This window comes from Mycolicibacterium llatzerense, from assembly GCF_025331195.1.
Classification (GTDB): Bacteria; Actinomycetota; Actinomycetes; order Mycobacteriales; family Mycobacteriaceae; genus Mycobacterium; species Mycobacterium llatzerense.
Genome location: NZ_LXOV01000001.1, coordinates 1,205,543 through 1,225,521 on the forward strand (window position 1 = coordinate 1,205,543; position 19,979 = coordinate 1,225,521).

At 63.9% G+C, this 19,979-nt stretch carries 19 protein-coding genes; 12 read left to right on the plus strand and 7 right to left on the minus strand.

Annotated features, from left to right (window positions below; all coding sequences use genetic code 11):
• Positions 1–6: 6 nt before the first annotated feature.
• From rplI to A7G45_RS06125, 4 genes are all read left to right on the plus strand, one after another.
• Positions 7–462, plus strand: a complete 456-nt coding sequence (gene rplI, locus A7G45_RS06110) for a 50S ribosomal protein L9 (protein ID WP_043391573.1) — start codon at positions 7–9, stop codon at positions 460–462.
• Positions 463–970: 508 nt separating this feature from the next.
• Positions 971–2,761: a replicative DNA helicase gene (gene dnaB / locus A7G45_RS06115; protein WP_043986349.1), complete on the plus strand. Its 1,791-nt coding sequence runs from the start codon at positions 971–973 to the stop codon at positions 2,759–2,761.
• A gap of 161 nt (positions 2,762–2,922) precedes the next feature.
• Positions 2,923–3,204: a type VII secretion target gene (locus tag A7G45_RS06120; RefSeq protein WP_260938008.1), complete on the plus strand. Its 282-nt coding sequence runs from the start codon at positions 2,923–2,925 to the stop codon at positions 3,202–3,204.
• Between the two features lie 55 nt (positions 3,205–3,259).
• Positions 3,260–5,077 (plus strand): alpha/beta hydrolase, encoded by a 1,818-nt coding sequence (locus A7G45_RS06125; protein WP_260934895.1) that lies wholly within the window; start codon positions 3,260–3,262, stop codon positions 5,075–5,077.
• A gap of 877 nt (positions 5,078–5,954) precedes the next feature.
• On the opposite strand, the gene A7G45_RS06130 is transcribed toward A7G45_RS06125, so the two are convergent.
• Positions 5,955–7,175, minus strand: a complete 1,221-nt coding sequence (locus A7G45_RS06130) for a cytochrome P450 (protein ID WP_260934897.1) — start codon at positions 7,173–7,175, stop codon at positions 5,955–5,957.
• A gap of 194 nt (positions 7,176–7,369) precedes the next feature.
• Here A7G45_RS06130 and A7G45_RS06135 point away from each other — a divergent pair, with 194 nt between their 5' ends.
• A complete protein-coding gene (locus A7G45_RS06135) occupies positions 7,370–7,912 on the plus strand; it encodes a TetR/AcrR family transcriptional regulator (protein WP_260934899.1) in 543 nt (180 codons plus the stop codon).
• Between the two features lie 118 nt (positions 7,913–8,030).
• On the opposite strand, the gene A7G45_RS06140 is transcribed toward A7G45_RS06135, so the two are convergent.
• Together A7G45_RS06140 and A7G45_RS06145 are read right to left on the minus strand one after the other, a co-directional pair.
• Positions 8,031–8,234 (minus strand): hypothetical protein, encoded by a 204-nt coding sequence (locus A7G45_RS06140; protein WP_260934902.1) that lies wholly within the window; start codon positions 8,232–8,234, stop codon positions 8,031–8,033.
• 66 nt (positions 8,235–8,300) lie between these two features.
• Positions 8,301–8,699: a MerR family transcriptional regulator gene (locus tag A7G45_RS06145; RefSeq protein WP_260938010.1), complete on the minus strand. Its 399-nt coding sequence runs from the start codon at positions 8,697–8,699 to the stop codon at positions 8,301–8,303.
• A 189-nt stretch (positions 8,700–8,888) separates the two neighbouring features.
• On the opposite strand from A7G45_RS06145, the gene A7G45_RS06150 reads away from it, so the two are divergent.
• The 4 genes from A7G45_RS06150 (at position 8,889) to A7G45_RS06165 (ending at position 13,786) form a co-directional block, all read left to right on the plus strand.
• A complete protein-coding gene (locus tag A7G45_RS06150; protein WP_260938012.1) occupies positions 8,889–9,377 on the plus strand; it encodes an Hsp20/alpha crystallin family protein in 489 nt (162 codons plus the stop codon).
• A gap of 748 nt (positions 9,378–10,125) precedes the next feature.
• Positions 10,126–10,407, plus strand: coding sequence for a hypothetical protein (locus A7G45_RS06155; protein WP_260934905.1), 282 nt, complete (start codon positions 10,126–10,128; stop codon positions 10,405–10,407).
• Positions 10,408–11,342: 935 nt separating this feature from the next.
• The gene (locus A7G45_RS06160) at positions 11,343–11,819 is read left to right on the plus strand and encodes a DUF309 domain-containing protein (protein WP_260934907.1); all 477 of its coding nucleotides are present in this window, start codon (positions 11,343–11,345) and stop codon (positions 11,817–11,819) included.
• Between the two features lie 689 nt (positions 11,820–12,508).
• Entirely contained in the window at positions 12,509–13,786 is a 1,278-nt protein-coding gene (locus tag A7G45_RS06165) for an MCE family protein (protein WP_260934911.1), read from the plus strand.
• Positions 13,787–13,878: 92 nt separating this feature from the next.
• Here A7G45_RS06165 and A7G45_RS06170 read toward each other — a convergent pair whose 3' ends face one another.
• The gene (locus A7G45_RS06170; RefSeq protein ID WP_260934916.1) at positions 13,879–15,054 is read right to left on the minus strand and encodes an ABC transporter substrate-binding protein; all 1,176 of its coding nucleotides are present in this window, start codon (positions 15,052–15,054) and stop codon (positions 13,879–13,881) included.
• Positions 15,055–15,064: 10 nt separating this feature from the next.
• Positions 15,065–16,090, minus strand: a complete 1,026-nt coding sequence (locus A7G45_RS06175) for an aldo/keto reductase (RefSeq protein ID WP_260934918.1) — start codon at positions 16,088–16,090, stop codon at positions 15,065–15,067.
• 86 nt (positions 16,091–16,176) lie between these two features.
• On the opposite strand from A7G45_RS06175, the gene A7G45_RS06180 reads away from it, so the two are divergent.
• Positions 16,177–16,701, plus strand: a complete 525-nt coding sequence (locus tag A7G45_RS06180; protein WP_260934921.1) for a TetR/AcrR family transcriptional regulator — start codon at positions 16,177–16,179, stop codon at positions 16,699–16,701.
• Between the two features lie 73 nt (positions 16,702–16,774).
• Here the strand turns inward: A7G45_RS06180 and A7G45_RS06185 are convergent, their stop codons facing one another.
• Both A7G45_RS06185 and A7G45_RS06190 read right to left on the minus strand, forming a co-directional pair.
• Positions 16,775–17,638: an arylamine N-acetyltransferase family protein gene (locus tag A7G45_RS06185; RefSeq protein WP_260934925.1), complete on the minus strand. Its 864-nt coding sequence runs from the start codon at positions 17,636–17,638 to the stop codon at positions 16,775–16,777.
• 24 nt (positions 17,639–17,662) lie between these two features.
• Complete coding sequence (locus tag A7G45_RS06190; protein WP_260934929.1) at positions 17,663–18,214, minus strand: TetR/AcrR family transcriptional regulator; 552 nt, start codon at positions 18,212–18,214, stop codon at positions 17,663–17,665.
• Positions 18,215–18,379: 165 nt separating this feature from the next.
• Here A7G45_RS06190 and A7G45_RS06195 point away from each other — a divergent pair, with 165 nt between their 5' ends.
• Both A7G45_RS06195 and A7G45_RS06200 read left to right on the plus strand, forming a co-directional pair.
• Positions 18,380–18,952 (plus strand): carboxymuconolactone decarboxylase family protein, encoded by a 573-nt coding sequence (locus tag A7G45_RS06195; RefSeq protein WP_260934932.1) that lies wholly within the window; start codon positions 18,380–18,382, stop codon positions 18,950–18,952.
• Positions 18,949–19,917, plus strand: coding sequence for an MBL fold metallo-hydrolase (locus tag A7G45_RS06200; protein WP_260934935.1), 969 nt, complete (start codon positions 18,949–18,951; stop codon positions 19,915–19,917). Before A7G45_RS06195 ends, A7G45_RS06200 begins: the two co-directional genes overlap by 4 nt.
• Positions 19,918–19,979: the final 62 nt, after the last annotated feature.

Below are 19,979 nucleotides of genomic sequence, written 5' to 3' on the forward strand. Positions count from 1 at the left end.
AGAAATATGAAGCTCATTCTGACCACCGAGGTCGACCACCTGGGTTCGGCCGGCGACGCCGTTGAGGTTCGTGACGGCTACGGCCGTAACTACCTGCTGCCCCGCGGCCTGGCCATCCTGGCCAGCCGTGGTGCCGAGCGCCAGGCCAACGAGATCCGTCGGGCGCGCGACGCCAAGACGGTTCGCGACCTGGACCACGCCAACGAGCTGAAGCAGGCGATCGAGGCCCTCGGCCCCGTGTCGCTGGCTGTCAAGGCCGGTGCCGACAGCGGCAAGCTGTTCGGTTCGGTGACCGCGGGCGACGTCGTCGCCGCGATCAAGAAGGCCGGTGGCCCGAACCTCGACAAGCGCACCGTCGAGCTGCCCAAGGCGCACATCAAGTCGGTCGGCACCCACAAGATCGCGGTGCGTCTGCACCCGTCGGTCAACGTGCCGGTGTCGCTGGCTGTCGTCGCCGGATAGGCATGCAGTAGCTCAAACAGCAGAACGCCCGGGTGGAGTCAATCTTTGACTTCGCTCGGGCGTTTTCTGTTGACAGCGGGCGAATTTTTTCAGCCAATCTGCAAACAGTGATCTACGCCGGCTGTTAACCTGCGCGGCCCCTTTCTGCTACGCGCCCGCAACACAACACGCCCGAGATGGCTACCCGGCACGACACGCCGCACCAATTCTCATGCACAGGCTCAGAGCCGATATATAGGCCGTTGACCTGGAAGTTCGGGAATTTACTCGCGGGTATTCCACAAGTTCTCCCCAAGCGCTCAACATCGTTGTCCACGTCTTTCCACATTTCATCCACAGGGTTGCTAACAGGGGCGGTTCCGGACTGCTCCAGCAACGCCTAACGTGGTGCGTCGCACGGCAGGTGAGCGGCTTGCGAGCCCGGTCTGTCGGCAGGGTGAAGTACGGTCACGAGTAGCTCGTTCGAACGTTTGTTTGCTGTTGGTTTTCGGGGGAAGAGGAGCGCTTCGTGGCTGTCGCTGACGACCTGGGTCGGTCCGACATGGAGGAGCCGCCCAGCGAGGATTTCGGCCGGCAACCGCCGCAGGACATGGCTGCCGAGCAGTCGGTGTTGGGCGGCATGCTGCTGTCCAAGGACGCGGTCGCCGACGTCCTGGAGCGCCTTCGCCCCGGCGATTTCTACCGGCCGGCACACCAGAACGTCTACGACGCCATCCTCGACCTGTACGGCCGCGGGGAGCCCGCTGACGCCGTCACTGTCGCCGCGGAGCTGGACCGTCGCGGTCTGCTCAAGCGCATCGGTGGCGCGCCGTATCTGCACACCCTGATCTCCACCGTGCCCACGGCCGCCAACGCCGGCTTCTACGCCGGCATCGTCGCGGAGAAGGCCACGCTGCGCCGTCTCGTCGAGGCCGGCACGCGCGTCGTGCAGTACGGCTACGCGGGCGCTGAAGGCGCCGATGTCGCCGATCTGGTGGACCGGGCGCAGGCCGAGATGTACGACGTCACCCAGACCCGCAGCAGCGAGGATTTCACCGTCCTGGAGGAGCTGCTGCAGCCCACCATGGACGAGATCGACGCCATCGCCTCCAATGGTGGTATCTCGCGTGGCATCCCGACCGGCTTCACCGAGCTCGACGAGATCACCAACGGTCTGCACCCGGGGCAGATGATCATCGTGGCCGCGCGCCCCGGTGTGGGTAAGGCGCTGGCGCTCGACACCCCGCTGCCCACGCCCGGCGGCTGGACCACCATGGGTGACGTCTCGGTGGGCGACGAGCTGATCGACGCCAGCGGACGGCCCACCCGCGTGGTCGCCGCGACTCCGGTGATGGAGGAGCGGCCGTGCTACGAGATCGACCTCTCGGATGGCACCACCATCGTGGCCGACGCATCGCACCAGTGGCCGACCGGCCGCGGCATCGTCACCACCGCGACCCTGCGGCCCGGCGCGGACCGGCTCGAGCCGGCATTGACCGCCGGTGGGCTGGCCGTGCTCACCCGCCCCGTGACGATTGCCGATGTGCGCCGGGTGGATTCGGTGCCGGTGCGCTGCGTCGAGGTCGACAACCCGGCCCACCTGTACCTGGCCGGGCGGTCGATGGTGCCCACGCACAATTCGACGATCGGGCTGGACTTCATGCGGTCCTGCTCGATCAAGCACCAGCAGGCCAGCGTCATCTTCTCGCTGGAAATGAGCAAGACCGAGATCGTCATGCGACTGCTCTCGGCCGAAGCCAAGATCAAGCTGGGCGACATGCGCTCGGGCCGCATGAGCGACGACGACTGGACCAAGCTGGCCCGCCGCATGAGCGAGATCTCCGAGGCGCCGCTGTACATCGACGACTCGCCGAACCTGACCATGATGGAGATCCGGGCCAAGGCCCGTCGTCTGCACCAGAAGGCCCAGCTGCGGCTGATCGTCGTGGACTACATGCAGCTGATGACCTCGGGTAAGAAGTTCGAGTCCCGGCAGCAGGAAGTCTCGGAGTTCTCGCGGTCGCTGAAGCTGATGGCCAAGGAACTCGAGGTTCCGGTGGTCGCGATCAGCCAGCTGAACCGTGGTCCCGAACAGCGCACCGACAAGCGCCCGCAGGTATCGGACCTTCGTGAGTCCGGATCGCTGGAGCAGGACGCCGACATGGTCATGCTGCTGCACCGCCCGGACTCCATCGACCGCGACGATCCGCGCGGTGGTGAAGCCGACATCATCCTGGGCAAGCACCGTAACGGCCCGACCGCGAATATCACTGTGGCACACCAGCTTCACTTCTCGCGGTTCACGAATATGGCGCGGTAGGTTTCACGCTCCAACTACGTTCCGATCGCGGTGGGCTCGGTTTCGTGCTGCGGATACGCGAACGACCTCGCTCGGCCACGCAACCCGAGGAAGACCCAAATAGGTGCATTGATGGGGTCGCGGGTGGATTTACGATTGGGTGTGTGGCGGGGGTGTTGCGGGTGGTTCCGAAGGCACTGCGTGATGCTGCGCTGGCGCAGACAGAGGTAGCGACGTTCATATCGACGATGGCGGTACATGAGTCGATGAGCAGCGCTGGGGAGGGAGTGTCTGGGCTCCATAGTGAGTCCGGGTGCCGACTAGTCGGCGAGTTGTTCAATGCCGCGGCTACGGCGGCGCACGAGGAGTTGGCGTCACATGCCGGCAAGTTGTCGACGGCCGCTGACAAGTATCAGCGAGCCGATAAGGAAATCGGTGAGCGCTTGCACCGGCTTATCCGGTGATCGTCTGTGCCGCTGTTCAATCGGCTGCTGCTGAGGCCCGGGGACGCTGATGACGGTGACGGTGCCGCAGGTGGAGGCGTCGCGGCCGGAGTCGTTGACTGAGTCGGCAGCTGAACTGGGTGGCAAGGCGTCGCGGCTGGCCGGCCAGATCGACGCGCAGCGCGCCACGATCGATGGGCTGCGGGGCAGCTGGCAGGGCACCGCTTCTGATGCCGCGGTCGCCAAAGTGCAACCGACTATGGCACGGATGCAGAAGATCCACGATGCCCTCGGCCGTGCGCAGGCGGTGCTGCAGGTTGGCGGCACACAACTCGCAGCGGACCGGGTCAACGTGGTCAATACGGTCAGTCAGCTCACTGGTCAGGGCTGGCAAGTCTCCCCTGACGGCGCGGTCGGGGTGCGTCCGGGCGGCCCACTGGACCAATACGCCAAGGCCAGCACCGTCAATGAGATGAAAGTGCTCCAGCTCGCGGCGAGCAACTCCGTCACGGTCAAGGCGCTGTTGGCCCGCTTCGACACCACCGACCGGCAGCTGAGCCAGAATCTGCGCACCGCGGTTGGCGGCCTGGACGGCTCGCCGGCCAAGCTCGGCTTCGGCGACCTACCGCAGGACAAGCCACCCTATGACGACGGCTCGCAAATCCCGACCGACAAGAGCCCCGAGGACGTCAAGAAGTGGTGGGATTCGCTGCCGCCGGACAAGCAGGCCGAACTGCGGGATAAGTGGCCCGACAAGTTGGGCAACCTCAACGGCATTCCGATCGTGGACCGGGATAAGGCCAACCGGAAGGTCTGGGAGCGCGACCTCCATCTGCCTGACACCATCGCGGAATCCCGCGGCGTAACCAGGGATGAGGTTCTCGCACACCCTGAGCTCTACGGGCTGACCGGCCCCACCATGGATCGCTACAAAAACGCCTGCAAAATCAACGAAGCATTCGTCAAGGACGCCGACGCGAAGGACGCCCGCGGCAAGACACCCCAGGCCTTCCTGGTGAAGTACGACCCCGAAGCATTTGGTGGCAAGGGTTCGGCTGCGATCGCGCTTGGTAACCCCGATGAGGCCAAGAACACCACGGTGATGGTCTCCGGCTTCACCACCTCCGTGGCAGGCGGGGCGATGGCAGACGGCACCGCCGTCAACGTGTTCAACGAGGCGAACAAGGCGGATCCAGGCAGCTCCACGGCGGTAATGCAGTGGATGGGGTACGACGCTCCGGGCCTGGACCTCAAGGGCATAGGGGTAGCCGAGCCGTTCATGGCCCGCGACGGTGCACAGATTCTTGCTGCGGACGTCAATGCGTTGGGGGTCACGCACGAGGGCGCGCACTCGCATACCACGGTGATCGGTCATTCATATGGGTCGACCACGGTCGCCGACGCGGCGGCCGGGTACGGCATGCGCGCGGACGACGTCATCCTGGTCGGGTGCCCCGGAACTGACCTCGCGAAGTCGGCAGCCGATTTCCATCTGCCGCCCGGTGGACACCTCTATGTGGGGGCGGCCTCGTCGGATCCCGTCACGAATTTTGGGCGGGAACATATCAACGTGCCCGGCGTCGGGTTAGGGGCCGACCCAGCCATGGATGGGTACGGTTCCACCCGATTCCACGCAGAGGTGCCGGGCGTCAGCATCAATCCGATCCATGACCACAGCGAGTACTTCACGCCTGGATCGGAGTCGTTGTTCAGCGTCGCCGACATCGTGTCGGGGCACGGTGACGCGCTCGAGCATGACGGCATGACCGCTGAGCATCGCCACAAGACGTACTTCCCGCCGTTTCCGGGGTCGCCCATTCCCCCGGTGGTCGATCCGGAACTGCCACGTATTCCCCACAACGACCATCGCCATACGGTGCCCCCGGGCACTTAGCCTTGAGGCCAAACGGACAGGGAGAAATGACGATTGACACGCATACGAGTTTCTGCGGCGCTGCTGGCGCTGCTGGCTGTGACGGGGTGCTCTGATTTCGTGCTGAATCCAATTTCTCCGCAGGAAGCGCGCCGCCAGGTCATTGACGTCTCCCGCCAGGTGGTTACCGACCTGGGTGCCGAGGTGGCTGAGGCGAAGTTCGGGTACGACTCGTGCAACGACTACGGCAAAGCACCGTTCCGAGGTCACGTCAGTATGGGGTTGTGGATGCCTGGGGCCGACCGGTCCCGTGAAGTGACTCCCGAATCAGTCCTCAGCCGATTGCGGGAACGTGGTTGGCGGACGGATCCTGACTTTCATTCGCACGCTGCCACATTCAAACGCGATGGCGTCGATGTGCAGGTTTGGGTGATACCGCCACCGCTGCCCAATGACCCACCGGTTGCGCACGTCAGCGTTGATGTTCTTGGCGAGTGCCGCGACAATTTCGACCACCGAAGCGACGGGACTGCCGCAATGTCGACCGATGTCAAGGGAGAGCTCAAGTCCGGATAGCCCGCGGTCGGCTGTCGGGTCGTGCTGGAGCAACCCTCACTTGGGATTTCGCCGCACAGGCTATCGACATCGCCGACGATAGCCAGGCCACCACGAATGTGCCGTGGCTCAGAATCGTTGCCATTAACTGGGCGCGCGCTCAGAGCGATCGCGACTTGATGGCAAGGTTGTTCGTGTATGTGAGGCGCCGTCGGCCACGCCCATTCGGCGGCCCGATGGCGGCAGCGACATCTCGCAGTGCACAGTGTGGACGCCGGCTATATCGCCGAAGGATTTGCACTGGAAGTGCGCATCAAATATGTTGTGGTTCAACATCATTGGCTCAACTAGCGAGTAGATCAAGCTGTTTGAGGCGCCGGACCAGCAGACTTGGGAGCCATTGGCCAGTCGATGACGCTGTGATGTTCGAGGTGTGGTCAAGTAGGTGACTGAGCACGATCCTTGCCTCCAGCCGGGCGAGTGCCGCTCCCACGCAGAAGTGCGCTCCCTTTCCAAAGGTGATGTGCCCCTTGCCTGCTGGCCGGTCGAGCCGGAATTCGTCGGGTTCGATGAACTGTGCCGGGTCGCGGTTGGCGGCGCCCCATAACAGGAGCAGCCGTGATCCCGCTGGAAGCTGCATCCCACCGAGTTCGGTGTCGTTGACGACGTGGCGGTAGTGCCCGCGAAACGGCGGTTCGTAGCGCAGGACTTCTTCAAGGAACACGCCGAGTTGTTCCGGCTGCTCGCGCAGTTGGCGCTGGATATGTGGGTGGGTGGTGAGTATCGAGGCGGCTGAGCCGATGAGAGATGCGGTCGATTCTCCGCCGGCGCTGAACAGCGTGATCATTATGGCCAACGCGACCAGGTTGTCGAGTTCGCCGGTGGCGCATCCGGTAGCCAGGTCGCCGAGCAGGTTGTCTTGGGGGTTCGCTGCGGCGTGCTCGAACTGATCAATTATGTAGGCGGCCAGTTCCATGACCGCGACACCTGCGGCATCCATTTGTTCTTGTGTCACAAGACCTTCGACTATTTGTGTGGCCGAGTAGCCCCATTGGATGAGTTTGTCGGTAGCGTCGTCGGGCACGCCGATGATTCTGCCGACGATCATCATCGGCAACCTGTTGGCGATGCTGCCCATCCATTCGATATGCCGGTCGTTGAGATGGGTGTCCCAGAGGCGAGCGATGGTGTCGGCGATGAACGGTTCGAACGCCAGGATGCGTTTGGCCGCGAGCTGCGGCAGGAGTGCTTTGCGATGGATGGCGTGAGCGGGCTCGTCGGCGGTAGCAAGTATTTGTGTCTGTCCACCGAGTTCGCCGACGTGAAATGCTGAGATAGTTCCGTTGGGCTGATACATCATGGTGGCCGTCAGGTTCGAGGAGAAGTCCCTGCAGCGCGTGACAGCCTCGTTGACCGCTTCCCAGCCACTGACCGCGTAGAAGCTGGATGCTCCTATTCGATGCACCGGTCCAGCCCGGTGCATCTGCGCATAGAGCGGGTGCGGGTTCTGAACGTACTGGTCATCGAACAGTGTGAGGCCGAGCGCGCCGTCGGACGTAGTCATCGCTTCACGCTGACCGTGAAGTCATCTGTAGGTCAATGGAGCTGGCGCAAGTCGCAATGTGCAGCATGCGGCTGTTTTTGCTCGTGTCTCATTGCGCGTGCGTTGATCAGCGCCGATACTGATACATGACGATCAATTCGTCTCAGATTTGAGAAACGACGCCTGCATCGACACGCGGAGGGACGCTGCATTTGATGGTGCGCGAGGACTGGGTAGTTGGCGGTGACCGACAAGCTGCGGCGGCTGATCGTATCTACGCGGCAGCTACCGACCTGGTCCTGGCCAAGGGCTTGGATGCCTTCGGCATTGATGCACTCGCGTCTCGATTGCATTGTTCTCGCGCAACGATCTACCGATATGCCGGTGGCAAAGCCCAGATACGCGATGCGGTGTTACTGCGCCTGGCGGCAAGCATTATCGACACCGTCCGCAGCGCCGTGGTCGGCATGAGCGGCCAGCAGCGGGTCATCGTGGCAATCAGCGTGGCTCTGGAACAAATCAGATCCGATCCCCTGCGGCGCGTGATGCTTGAGTCTGGCCACTCACCTCAGCCCGGCGAATTGCACGCCTCACCCATGCTCAGCCACCTTGCCGCTGAGCTGACGGGCATCACCAACGATCCCGAGGCTGCGCAATGGATTGTGCGCGTGGTTGTTTCGCTAGCCCTGTGGCCGACACCCAACCATCGTGCCGAGCAAGCCGCACTCCAACGTTTCGTAGCCCCTGCCTTTGCATGACAACGCCACTCCGAGTTGGCCTCGGTCACCCATTGACGCCTGCCGAGCTAATCTGCCGCAGAGTCCGGATGCCGGCTCCGAGCTCGGCTCTCGACACCACCGTTCAGCGGACCGGCCGTCATGGTGCCGTCGCGGTGAGGTCGGTATCGATACCCTGAAAGCGCAACTCGACGCCCAGTCGCCGTTGCAGGTCGGCGACGGACACGCCGAAGGTCTCGATCACCGTCACACCGCGCGTAACGGACAGGTCGATGATCGCTATGTCACTGTAAATCCTTCGAACGCAGCACTTTCCGGTGAGCGGGTAGGTGCGCGCGTCCACGAGCTTCGCCGATCCTCCTTCGGTTTGTCAGCTCTGGTGTTGGCGCACCATGCATCTCACCTCCTGCTACGTGTGCCTGTCGGTGTTTCGTGCGCCACTGCGTCTGGATGATCTGGGCGTGCGTGTGGGTAGCGGGGTCTGTTGGCCAGCCTGTAGTGCGGCGTTGCGCAGTTCCAATGCGCTGTTGTCCGATGCGAGTTGGCTGTTCTGATCTTGAAGGTCGCCGTTTTGGTCTTGTAGGTCCAGGATGCGGCCGATGCCGGCGATGTTGACGCCGGCGGCGACCAGGGTGACGATCCGTTCGATGCGGGCCAGATCATCGGCGCTGTATCGGCGGGTGCCGCCCTCGGAGCGGGCCGGGGACAGGAGACCGTGACGTTCCCACAATCGGAGTGATTGTGTTGGGGCGCCGGATAGTTCAGCGGCCACGGTAATCCCGTACACCCCGTGGCCGGGTGCGGGCATCCGCTGTCCGGGTGCCGGGTTCGGCAGGGCGGCGCCGTCGTTGGTCAGGTCCACAATCTTTTTCTCGTTCCCCACTTGCATCTGATATCTGCCAGTGCTATATAAAAATCTATACCAGATGGCACAGATAAACCAGTCTGGTTGACGCAACAGATGGCACAAGGGAAAGGACAGATGGAGGTGGCCACGATGCTGATGCGTACCGACCCGTTCCGGGAGTTGGACCGGTTCACCCAGCAGGTGCTGGGCACGGCAGCACGCCCGGCGGGCATGCTGATGGATGCCTGGCGCGACGGAGATGAGTTCCATGTGGAGTTCGATCTGCCGGGTATCTCCGCAGATTCGCTGGATCTGGATATCGAGAACAATGTGGTGACCGTGCGCGCCGAACGCGCCCCGGTGGATCCGGCCCGGGAGATGTTGGCCGCCGAGCGCCCCCGCGGGGTGTTCTCTCGCCAGCTGGTGCTGGGCAACAACCTCGACACCGGCCGGATCACCGCGGACTACCACGACGGGGTGCTGCGCCTGGTGATCCCAGTGGCCGAGAAAGCCAAGCCCCGCAAGATCACCGTGGGCCGCCCCGATGCGACCAAATCGATCGATGACACCACCGTGATCACCGAGGACGGCGAGCAGGTGCGCGGCGGTAGTGCGGTCAGGGAGCCGGTCGGCGCCTGACCCAGGTTTGTCCCCTCCGGGGAACCGGGCTGCTGCTCCCTCGCCCAGCCCGGTTCCCCGGGTCCCAGTCGCCGTCAATGACCGGTTTATTGCTGCCGCAGCGACATTCGGGGTCTCGCGCGGTCGCATCCCACAATCTTGAATGGCCGACCTGCTGACAACAGGAAGAGGAGGTGAGCACTGATGCAGAGCACAACGATGGCGGCGCCGGCAGCGCCAAGCCCCACCGAGCCAGAGCTACTGGCCATGTCCCTGGGTGTCGATGACCCCACGGGGGTGATGGCGCTGATCGCCGAAGTCGACGCCATCTTCCGCGTGCCTGCGGAAGCTCCCCGGTGTCGGCGGCCGGCACCACCAGCGGTCGGGTGCGCCCTTCGCGGGCCCCGGCGCGCTGGTCGGTCTTCCAATCGCTCGGCGCCGCGACCGCACAGTGAGCCGGTCCAGCGTATCGATCCGATGCAGCGCAGCCCTCCGATGCGCAGATCACCGGCCCCGCAACGCAATCCGATGACTCTGCGACCAGTTCCGTGAAAGCGAGGTGATGGCATCACCGCGACAGCGGCCGGGCCGGCCCACCCACCCGGGCCACATCCTGGGCGTCGTCCCCACCCACGCCGGGTACGTTCGGACGAGCCAAAGCCCAACCGAGGCAACACTTCCCCCATGGCGGGTGGCCCCGGCCGCTGCCGTCACCGATCACGTGGACGGTGACAACCGCGAATCACGCCCCACCCCAGGAGAACCACCCATGACTGCCGAGCCCGAACAAACCGGTGTCACCGACGAGCGGACCGCGCAGCATGCACACGCAATACATCTTCAGCGCGTGCGCAAAGCAAACGCGGCCGTCCGGGAGGCGCAGACCGCCCTGCGCAACACTGTCGAAGATGCCCGCAAGGCCGGCCGCACGTGGGAAGACATCGCCGCAGCCTTCAACAGCACCGGTCATTCTGCTACCCCCGACATTCTCGGCATCAGTGATATTCCGAGCATCAGTGACATCGTCCAGACCGTGCTGGGAACGAGCTAAGCCGATCGGCTAAATCTGCTGCCGCTCAATCCAACCCGCCAGGCTCTGCGGGTAGTCGCCACGGCGAGATGATATTCCTCAACCAGTCGATCTCCGAGGCGCCGCCGTATATCGATGACTCGCCGAACCCGACCATGATGGAGATCCGGGCCAAGGCCCGTCGTCGGCACCAGAAGGCTTGTTAGAAACATCCTCGCCGGGCCAACCACAGCTACAGCCGCGACCGAATGGCCTTGAACAGGCCAGCTTGAGTTGCGTGCCGGTCCTGTGTGCCTCGGATCACGTAATACCGACGTTCGGTTCCGGCCACGGTTCACGACTAACCACATGTAGCGGTGGCTAATTCCATGAAGGTTCAGGCGTTCCGGAACCTTCGCGGCGAACCCACCGCTTACGCACAACCCAGATGGCCCGGGAGAACCCCTCCTCGGCGGGGACATTCTCGAAAGGGGAACTGGAGCAGCATGTTTAGTCGTCTACTGTCGCTCGCCGGCGCCGCAGCGGTCCTCGGCGCGTTGCTATCCACCGCAATCCCTGTGCACCTGGGCTCTGTGGACCGGGCCGGAACTCCAATTCCCTGCGGCAACGGCTTTCACCCACGCCTCGAAGTCGCCCAAGAACAAGACCAACTCAACTTCGATCAGCACACCAGCGGCGGGCCCATGTTCGTGACGAGCAACTATGTCGAGCAGTGCCAATCGATACTGTCTGATCGCCAATCAACCACGCTCCCGGTCGGCGCCGGTGGCGCTGCAGCGCTTATCGCCGCCATTGTCCTGTGGAGTCACCGTCGTGCCCACGTGGGCCAGGACCCTGCCGTGGCACCGATGTTGATCCGGCCGATCAACCGAGAGCCTGCATTGTTGTAACAGCGGGTGTGGCACTCGGACTCACGCCGGTCGTCTTCTTGAAGGCTAGAGCGGTCTAATGAACACATGGCAGAACGCGATCGCGATGAATCCGGGCGGCCTCGCAACGATCGACCCCGCGACGCGTTGGGCCGCCCCCTTCCGGCGGGCAGCGAGGGCATTCCCCGCGTGCCAGACGACCTTGAGCTGTCACCGACCGAAACCCTCGCCTATGCCCAGGGTCTATTGAACGAGGGTTTCGCGTTCAAGGCGCATGAGGTTCTCGAGGCCGCGTGGAAGAACGGCCCAGACGACGAGAGACCGCTGTGGCAAGGCCTGGCCCAGCTCGCAGTCGGCATCACTCACGTCCAGCGTGGCAACCGCAACGGTGCAATCGCTCTGCTTCAGCGCGGGTCTGGTCACCTGGGCGAGGTGCGCCAGCCGGCGCCGCACCGTGTTGACATCGACGGCCTAGGCTCCTGGGCCGGTGCGCTGGTAACCGACCTTGGCGCAGATGCCGAGATCTCACCGACGCGTCTGCGCCCGCCGCTGACGACACGTTAGCGTGCGCTGCTGCCCTGAGACAGTCTGCAAACGGCTAAGTCAGCCCTCACGGGGACACTGCGGTCGTGAGACGCTATTGCGGACAAACCAATAGTGCCCAAGTCGCCCAAAAAGGCTTCAGCACAACGCTTCTAGGGCGTCGATCCGCTGAATACCAGCGCTGCCGCATCGGCGAAACGCTGTGCAGGTGATGCGCCAGCGTCTCGTTGGCGCGGGCGATCGACGCTAGCTATCCAAAATATCCCGCAGGTCGTTATCACGATCGTGACCACTAGAACCACCGGCACCCGCCACCAACGACTGCGACACCACCACGTCCGGTCGCCCGGCGAAAGGACCTCCATGACAGTTCCCTCTGAATCCACGCGGTCTGATATCCGACCTCAATGTCAGACACGTTCTTGCAAGGTGTAGTCGGGAGTCCGTCCCGAAACCGAATGCCACCCGGTGGTGACCTAGCACACAGCAAACGACAGTGCCGGCAACCCAGCGCGGCTTGTCGGTATCTCATGGCATCTCGAAGTCATCGGCGCGCAATAGGTTTCGCCGGCGCGATGTGCGTGACGGGTGATACGTCGATCGGGCTCATGTGAGCCCGAACACCATGCAGGCGCGAGAGTTTCGGCAAGCCGCCGGTACAGCGTTTAATGACAGGGCGCTCGGCGCCAGCGAATCAGCAAGGAGGCGCAATGGCCGGTCCCGACTCGACGGAAGACGGCGACGCGCTGCCGCCGCCGCCGATCGCCGAGGGGCAGGTCCACGCCCCGTTGAACCCTGACCGGTCACCGCCCTACCGCGCGGCAGCGCTGGGGCTGGTGCTGTTCGCTGTGCTGGTGCTGGCGCTGACTTGGTCCCAGTTCCGAGGCTATTTCGACACGAAGGCAGTGCTGTATGTGATGTACAACCGGTCCGGATTGTCGATGGATCCCGGTTCTAAGGTCACCTACAACGGGGTGCCGATCGGCCGGCTGCAGGCCGCTGAGGCCCAAAGCGGTAGCGACGGCCGGACTCAAGCCAAACTCGTCCTCAACGTCGATCCGCGGTACGTGAGCCTGCTGCCCGCCAATGTGGACGTCAAACTGTTGGCCACCACCGCCTTTGGCAACAAGTACATCTCGTTCACCTCGCCGGCGAACCCGTCGCCGCAGCGCATCAATAGTGGTGACGTGATCAACGCCAGTGGCGTCACCACCGAGTTCAATACGCTGTTCGAGACCATCACCGCGATCTCCGACCAGGTCGACCCGATCAAGCTGAACGCGACGCTGACCGCGGCCGCCCAGGCGCTCGACGGGCTGGGGGACAAGTTCGGGCAGTCGTTGGTCAATGGCAACACGATTCTGGCCGACCTGAACCAGCGGATGCCGACCTTCCGGCACGACATCACGGCCCTCGCCGACCTATCCGACGTGTACGCCAACGCGTCCCCGGATCTGTGGGACGGCTTGGCGAGCGGGGTCACCACGGCTCATACCTTCAACGACCAGCATGCCAACCTGGACCAGGCGCTGATCGCCGCGGTCGGTTTCGGCAACACCGGTGGTGACATCTTCGAACGGGGCGGCCCGTACCTGACCCGGGGCGCCGAGGACCTGTTGCCGACCGCCCGGTTGCTGGACAAGTACAGCCCTGAGCTCGACTGCATGTTCCGCGGTTTCGCCACCGGCGCGCCGGCCGCGGCCAAGGGCGTGGGCGGTAACGGCTACTCGCTGGCGATGAATCAAGAACTGGTCGGCGCCGCCAACGCGTATGTCTATCCGGACAACCTGCCCCGCATCAACGCTTCCGGCGGTCCGATGGGTCGACCGGGCTGCTGGACAGTCAGCAAGGACATCTGGCCGATGCCGTACATGGTGATGGACACTGGCGCGTCGATCGCGCCGTACAACCACCTCGGCCTGGGTTCGCCTTTCGCGTCCGAATACGTCTGGGGCCGTCAAGACGGTGAGTACACCATCAACCCATGACCCGAGTGTCGCCCGGCGGCAGCCGGCGAGCCCGTGGAGCGGGGCAAGACTGTCCTCGTCGTCGAACAGGCGAACGCTGCCAACCTGACGGGTCAGTGTGCGGTCGGGGCGCGGCCGCCTGCCATTGGGTTTCCCAGGGCACCTAAAGGGGATGTTGGCCGCAGGTGCTCTCGCAGCTTGCCTGCCGACCACGGCGTCAGCCGGAACCGGCCGTCTCGAATGACGGCAACAGCGACGTCGTCAACATCCAAGCCCGAATGGTTGTTGGGCGAGAAGGCATATCGGCCGGCGGCCGTCACGCACGTCAGCGTTTCCATCGCGTCCCTGACGGCATCACGTTCCTCGGTTCCCGCGGCTTCCACTGCTGCCGCGATGAGTTTGGCGGCGATGTACCCGTCGACGGCGAACTGAGATGGCAATGCGCCATGGCGCTGCTCGAAAGGTGCGGTCAGGGCCTGGATCGCGAGGCGCGTCGCGGACTCCGGTACATCCGAACCGACGCTCACCAACGAAGTTGCGACGATCATGCCGTCGGCGACGGGTCCGACCGAGTCCACAAATCCCGGGCTTGCTGCTCCGAGGCCCATCACCATCGGCATGTTGTGGCCGGCAGCTCGAAAGGCACGCGCCAAACCCGTCGCCGGAGGCCCGGTCACCCACGCCATCAAAGCTTGCGCGGGGCTCTCGGCGATCCGACGGAGTGCTGGACCGAAATCCTCGGTGTCCACGTTGACGTACTCGATGGCGGCGGCCGAAATGCCGTGACGCCCCAGCATGTTCTTCTGAGCCGTCCAAGCGTCCCGGTTGAATGCGCTGTCGGAGTCGATTACGACGGCGATCTCGGTGATGCCACCGCCGCGCAGGAACCGCAGCAGTTGTTCGGCGACGAGATGCCCCGGCGGCGGCGTCATGAACGCATAGGCCCGCACCGGGTCGACCTGGGTGTGGGCAGCACCGGTTGAGACATAGAGCAATTGGCGTTCGTCGGTGTATGGCAGGACGGCGAGGCTCGCATTGGAGAAGGACGTGCCGATGACCGCGACTGTCGACTGACCGGCGAGCCGACCATAGGCGTCGACGGCACCCTGCGGCAGGCTGCCGTCGTCTTCGACATGCAGCTCGACGCTGCGTCCGAGTACGCCGCCCGAGTCGTTGAGCTGTTGCACCGCCAACTCGGCGCCGACCATGTTCTCCAACCCCATGTAGTTGGAGCCCGTCAGGGACGCGATCTGACCGAACACGATGGGGCGCCGTGCCTTGAGGGACACCATTGTGTGTTCAGCGCGGCGCGACGGTTTGGGCGTGCGCGGGCGCGTACCGGTCGCCCACGATGGTTCCCGGCGCGAAAAGTTCTGAGAGGTAGGCGGTTTCGTCGGCGCTGAGGGCGACGTTGGTGGCGGAGAGATTCTCTGCCACGTACTCGGCGCGCTTGGTGCCGGGAATCGTCACGACGGGGAACGAGCGTGACAACAGCCAGGCCAACGCCAGTTGTCCTGGCCGACAGCCCTTTTGATCGGCCAGGGCGTTGAGCGCGGCCACTGGAGCCAGGTTCGCGCCCAGGTTCTCCGCGGTGAAGCGCGGGTTGGTGGCGCGCAGGTCGCCCTTCGCGAAGGTCGCGTCTGCAGCCAATGCTCCGGTGAGCGCGGAGCGGCCCAGCGGGCTGTAGGCGACCAGTGTGATCCCCAACGCGGCACAAGTCCCGGCGATGTCATCTTCGATGCCGCGCTCCCAGAGGGAGTATTCGCTCTGCAATGCGGCTATCGGATGCACCGCGTGTGCTTGGCGCAAGGTCTGCGACCCCACCTCACTGAGGCCGATCGCGCGGACCTTGCCCGCGGTTACCAGATCAGCCATCGCCCCAACCGTTTCCTCGGCAGGGACGTCTGGATCCAGGCGGTGGTAGTAGTACAGATCGATCACATCGGTGCCGAGCCGACGCAGGCTGGCCTCGCACGCGGCGGCCACGTACTCAGGCCGTCCGTGGATGGCGATCCCGTCGTTGGTTTCGTTGATCCGGGCGCCGAACTTCGTCGCCAGCACGACGTCATCCCGACGCCCGGAGATGGCCTTGCCGATCAGTTCCTCGTTGTGTCCGAACCCGCGGATCGGGACGCCCCAGGTGATGTCGGACGCTCCGTAGACGTCAGAGGTGTCGAGGTGGTCCACCCCCAGGTCGAGTGCCGCGCGGATGGTTCCTATCGAGGTCGAATCGTCGGCTTGCCCATAGCTTTGCGACATTCCCATGCATCCGAGACCGACCGGCCGCACATGCAGGTCCGAATGGCCGATCCGTGTCCGTGCCATGCCATCAACTGTCGTCACTGTCGGACCCCTCCACTCATAAGTGATAGTTTCACTATCAGATGATACGCCCGGAAAGGGATTTGACGATGAGACGAGATGCGGCAGCCAACCGCAGCCGATTGGTCGCCGCTGCCGAGGACGTGTTTGCGCGGTACGGAACGCAGGCGACCCTGGAGGATGTCGCTCGGGCCGCCGGGACCGGCCCGGCGACGCTCTATCGGCGGTTCCCGAACAAGGAGGCACTGGTCCGCGAAGTGTTGAGTGAGTTCTTCGGGCGTCTGCTGACGGCCGCTCAGGAAGCGCACGCGGCACCTGACGAGCGCTGCCTGGGTGTCTTCCTCCACACCGTGGGCGCTGAACTGGTCCGCAAGAGCGGGCTGTCCGCCTACCTGTGGGGCGACCTCGCGCCGCAGCCACTTGTCGAGGAGCTCCGGCAGCAGTCTGAAGCTTTGCTTTCGCGCGCCCAGCGCGCCGGGGCGGTCCGGCATGACGTGACGTCCGCGGATGTGACTGCGACGGTGTGGGCGCTGCGCGGCATAGTCGCGGCCGGTGGTCCCGATGACCTCTGGCGGCGACACCTCGACACCGTGCTGCGCGGGTTCCATCCCTGAACGGAATCCGATAGTCGCGCCGAGTCGACCTCGTAAAGCCTTTCGTACCAACCGAACCGGCGGTCTTCCGTCGCTAGAGGCGTGCGCGCATCCAGTCCACGAGGGCCGCATTGTCGTCGTCGGACAACTCGACGCCGAAGGTGTCGGCCAACAACGCCGGCACGTCGCCGACCTCGACGTCACGTGTGAAGCAGGATCCATCGGGATTCGTTGTGGTCCAAGTGGTTCCGTCGAGAACATGCTGGACGTCGGCGGCGAATCGCTGGACGAACGGCCGGGCTGTGAACGGTGATCTGGGCGAGGTCGACACGAAGTGGTTGCCGACCGCATAGTCGATCGGATACTGCGGGTCGAGTGTGAAGACGTGCCTGTCGAGCCATGCGACCGTGCCGTCCACACTCGACCGCTGCCACAAGGTCCACTGGTCGGGGTGTAGTACTTCAGTGCTGGCGCCGAGCGGCGCACGGGACAGTCGCAATTGCCATCCGTCTTGATCGACCTCGTTACCCGCGATGAGTTCGATGGGTTCGAGTGGCCCGCGGCCGAATCCGACATCGCAGAGCCAGCGTCGATCGTCGTCGAATTCGACGACGATCAGCGCGTGCGTTCGCGGGCGCACGGCCTCCGCGCCCAGCGTGACGCGGCCGGCGAGCGCGGTGAACCGGAAACCCAGTCGCTCCAGCGCCGCGGCGAACACCGTGACGTGTTCGTAGCAGTAGCCGCCGCGGTTGTGCCGAATCAGCTTGTTCTGAAGGGAATCCAGATCGAGGACGATCGGCCGGCCGAGCATGATCTCGAGATTCTCGAACGGGATCGACGTGGTGTGGGCGCGGTGCAGTGCCGCCAAGGTCTGGGCCGTCGGGTGGCGCTCGCCATCGAAACCGATGCGCGTCAGGTAAGCATCAAGGTCGAGTTCGTCGCCATGCCAAGTGGTCACAGCCCCACGATAGATGGGCTGGCCCTATGCCTGTTTGCGCGACGCTGAGTCAACTGCCGGCAGGTAGATGAGGTCGACCAGCTCGGCCAGGCTACTGGATTGAATTATGTTGCGCCCAAACAATAATTCGTTACGCACGAGTGCCAGAATGCTCGTTGCCACGCGGTCGGGAATTCTGGCAGGTCCTATCTCGCCTCGATCTCGCGCGGCGTCCAGCGTGCGGCGAATCGTGTGATCCGTGTGTGCGGCCACCTTCGCCTGGAAAGTGTCCAGGGTGGCGTCGTCGGCTTCGGCGATGAGACTGCGGAAGGTGTCGAGTCCGATCTCTCGCCACTCATTGACCAGGGAATTGACCATCGTGAGGATGTCCTCACGAAGGTTCTGAGACGAAGGCACCTCGGCGGGTGGGGTGCGAAGCGTCGGCAGGGCGTCGGTGACCATTTGTGCCCGAGAACTATAGCGGCGGTAGAGGACTGGTTTTCCGGTCTTAGCGCGGCGGGCGACACCTTCGAAGGTGACACCGGAGTATCCGTGATCCGTCAGCTCCGCCCAAGTGGCGTCGCGGATGGCGGACATCAGTGCGTCGTCCCGGCGCCGTGAAACGGGCTCGGGCGGCACTGCCGCTTCTCGATTAGACACGTTGCGTATCTTAGCGAGCCGCGCTACCCTCATCAATAGGAAACGCTCCGTTTCTTATGAGCGGCGCCGAACAAGACTCTTTTGGAGCGAAGGTGAGGACTCGTGGCTGTTCAACTGCCAAATGTGGAGGACCTGGACTCGGCGCAACGCGAGGTCTACGAGCTTTTCCCGGCGAACCTGTCGAGGGGCTTGGTCATGACCCGGTCCAGCGCGAAGCCCTATCTGGCACTGGGTCTTTCGTTCCGTACGGGTGCACTGTCCGCCGACACGAGGGAGCTGGTGATCTTGCGTGTCGGTGCGGTGACGAACGCTTCCTACGAGATCCATCACCATGTGCCCGAGGCGCGGGCCGTCGGGGTTTCGGATTCGACGATCGACGACGTGCTGTCGGGGGCTACGTCGTTCGGGGACCGGTCCGTCGATGTGCTCATCGGGTTTGTTGACGACTTGCTGGCGCGGATCAAGGGCGACGGAGCCGACCCGACTGCCATGCAGGAGTTCTTCTCCGACAACGAAATTGCCGAGGTGACGCTACTGGTCGGCCACTACGTGATGACCGCGATGTTCATCAAGACCCTCGGCATCGTCCCCGAAGAAGGTGCCGCTGATGTCGCGAACATTCTGGCCGACGCCACCGCCAAGCTGCACGACGAGCGAGCAAAGGACGGACAGTGACCGACGAAATCCCTTTTGAGGAAGGCTTATTCGACCTCGGCGGTGGCGCGCACGCCTTTCTCTCCGGCAATGAAGCCCTCGGGTTGGCCAACGCGGGCTTGGTGGTGAGCGCCGGCGAAGCACTGGTCATCGACACGCTCTACGACGTGCGACATGCGCGGGCCATGTGCGCGTCCATGGACGAACTGACCAAGTCAGCGCCGGTGCGGTACGTCTTCAACACCCACACCGATGGCGACCACTTCTTCGGTAACCAGGTGTTCTCCGCCGATACCGAGATCATCACCACCGAAGCTGCCAGTGCGTTGATGACGCAGGAACATGCCGACCTCACTGCGAAACTGCTGAATACCGACACCCAACCGGGCGGCGCCCTGCAGGCCCTCGCACCGCTCGGGCGGCCATTCAACTTCTCCGAGGTGCAGGTCCGGGCCGCTGACACCACGTTCAACGGCGAAAAGGCGCTCAGAGTAGGCAAACTGGATGTCGAGCTCCACGAACTCGGACCCGCGCACACGGTAGGTGACGCCGTCGCCTACCTCCCGGAGCTGGGCGTGCTGTACGCGGGAGATCTGTTGACGCACAACCCCGTTGCGGTCACGTGGTCGGGTTCGATCCCGAATTGGATCAAAGCACTGGAGCGCATTCGCGCTTTCGACGCCCGGAAGGTCGTGGCCGGTCACGGTCCCGTACTTGTCGGTGGCGAGATCAACGCGGCCATCGATCGCGGAATCAGATTCTGGTCGAGCCTGCATTCCGACGCGACGCGTCTCTTCGACCAGGGTGTGCCAGTGGCTGAGGCGGTGGCGCGAATGAACATCGAAAACTATCCGGAAGCTGTTGCGACACTGCCGGTCATCGTCACCGCGATCTACCACGAACGTGACCCCAACATCCCGTACTTGGACCTGACACAGGCAATCGAGTCCATCGCCTCCCAGCTCACGCACCACGCCCGCCAGTAAGCGTCGGAACTGCGTCCCAAGAATTTCCCAAGGCGATCACGGCAACCTTGATGCTGACATGG

Excerpts from the sequence above, each read along its gene's own strand:
- rplI (WP_043391573.1), top strand. The coding sequence starts at position 7 with ATGAAGCTCATTCTGACCACCGAGGTCGACCACCTGGGTTCGGCCGGC.
- A7G45_RS06130 (WP_260934897.1), bottom strand. The coding sequence starts at position 7,175 with ATGACTACGTCCGACGGCGCGCTCGGCCTCACACTGTTCGATGACCAG.
- A7G45_RS06135 (WP_260934899.1), top strand. The coding sequence starts at position 7,370 with ATGGTGCGCGAGGACTGGGTAGTTGGCGGTGACCGACAAGCTGCGGCG.
- A7G45_RS06145 (WP_260938010.1), bottom strand. The coding sequence starts at position 8,699 with ATGCCCGCACCCGGCCACGGGGTGTACGGGATTACCGTGGCCGCTGAA.
- A7G45_RS06150 (WP_260938012.1), top strand. The coding sequence starts at position 8,889 with ATGCTGATGCGTACCGACCCGTTCCGGGAGTTGGACCGGTTCACCCAG.
- A7G45_RS06155 (WP_260934905.1), top strand. The coding sequence starts at position 10,126 with ATGACTGCCGAGCCCGAACAAACCGGTGTCACCGACGAGCGGACCGCG.
- A7G45_RS06160 (WP_260934907.1), top strand. The coding sequence starts at position 11,343 with ATGGCAGAACGCGATCGCGATGAATCCGGGCGGCCTCGCAACGATCGA.
- A7G45_RS06165 (WP_260934911.1), top strand. The coding sequence starts at position 12,509 with ATGGCCGGTCCCGACTCGACGGAAGACGGCGACGCGCTGCCGCCGCCG.
- A7G45_RS06175 (WP_260934918.1), bottom strand. The coding sequence starts at position 16,090 with ATGGCACGGACACGGATCGGCCATTCGGACCTGCATGTGCGGCCGGTC.
- A7G45_RS06180 (WP_260934921.1), top strand. The coding sequence starts at position 16,177 with ATGAGACGAGATGCGGCAGCCAACCGCAGCCGATTGGTCGCCGCTGCC.
- A7G45_RS06190 (WP_260934929.1), bottom strand. The coding sequence starts at position 18,214 with ATGTCCGCCATCCGCGACGCCACTTGGGCGGAGCTGACGGATCACGGA.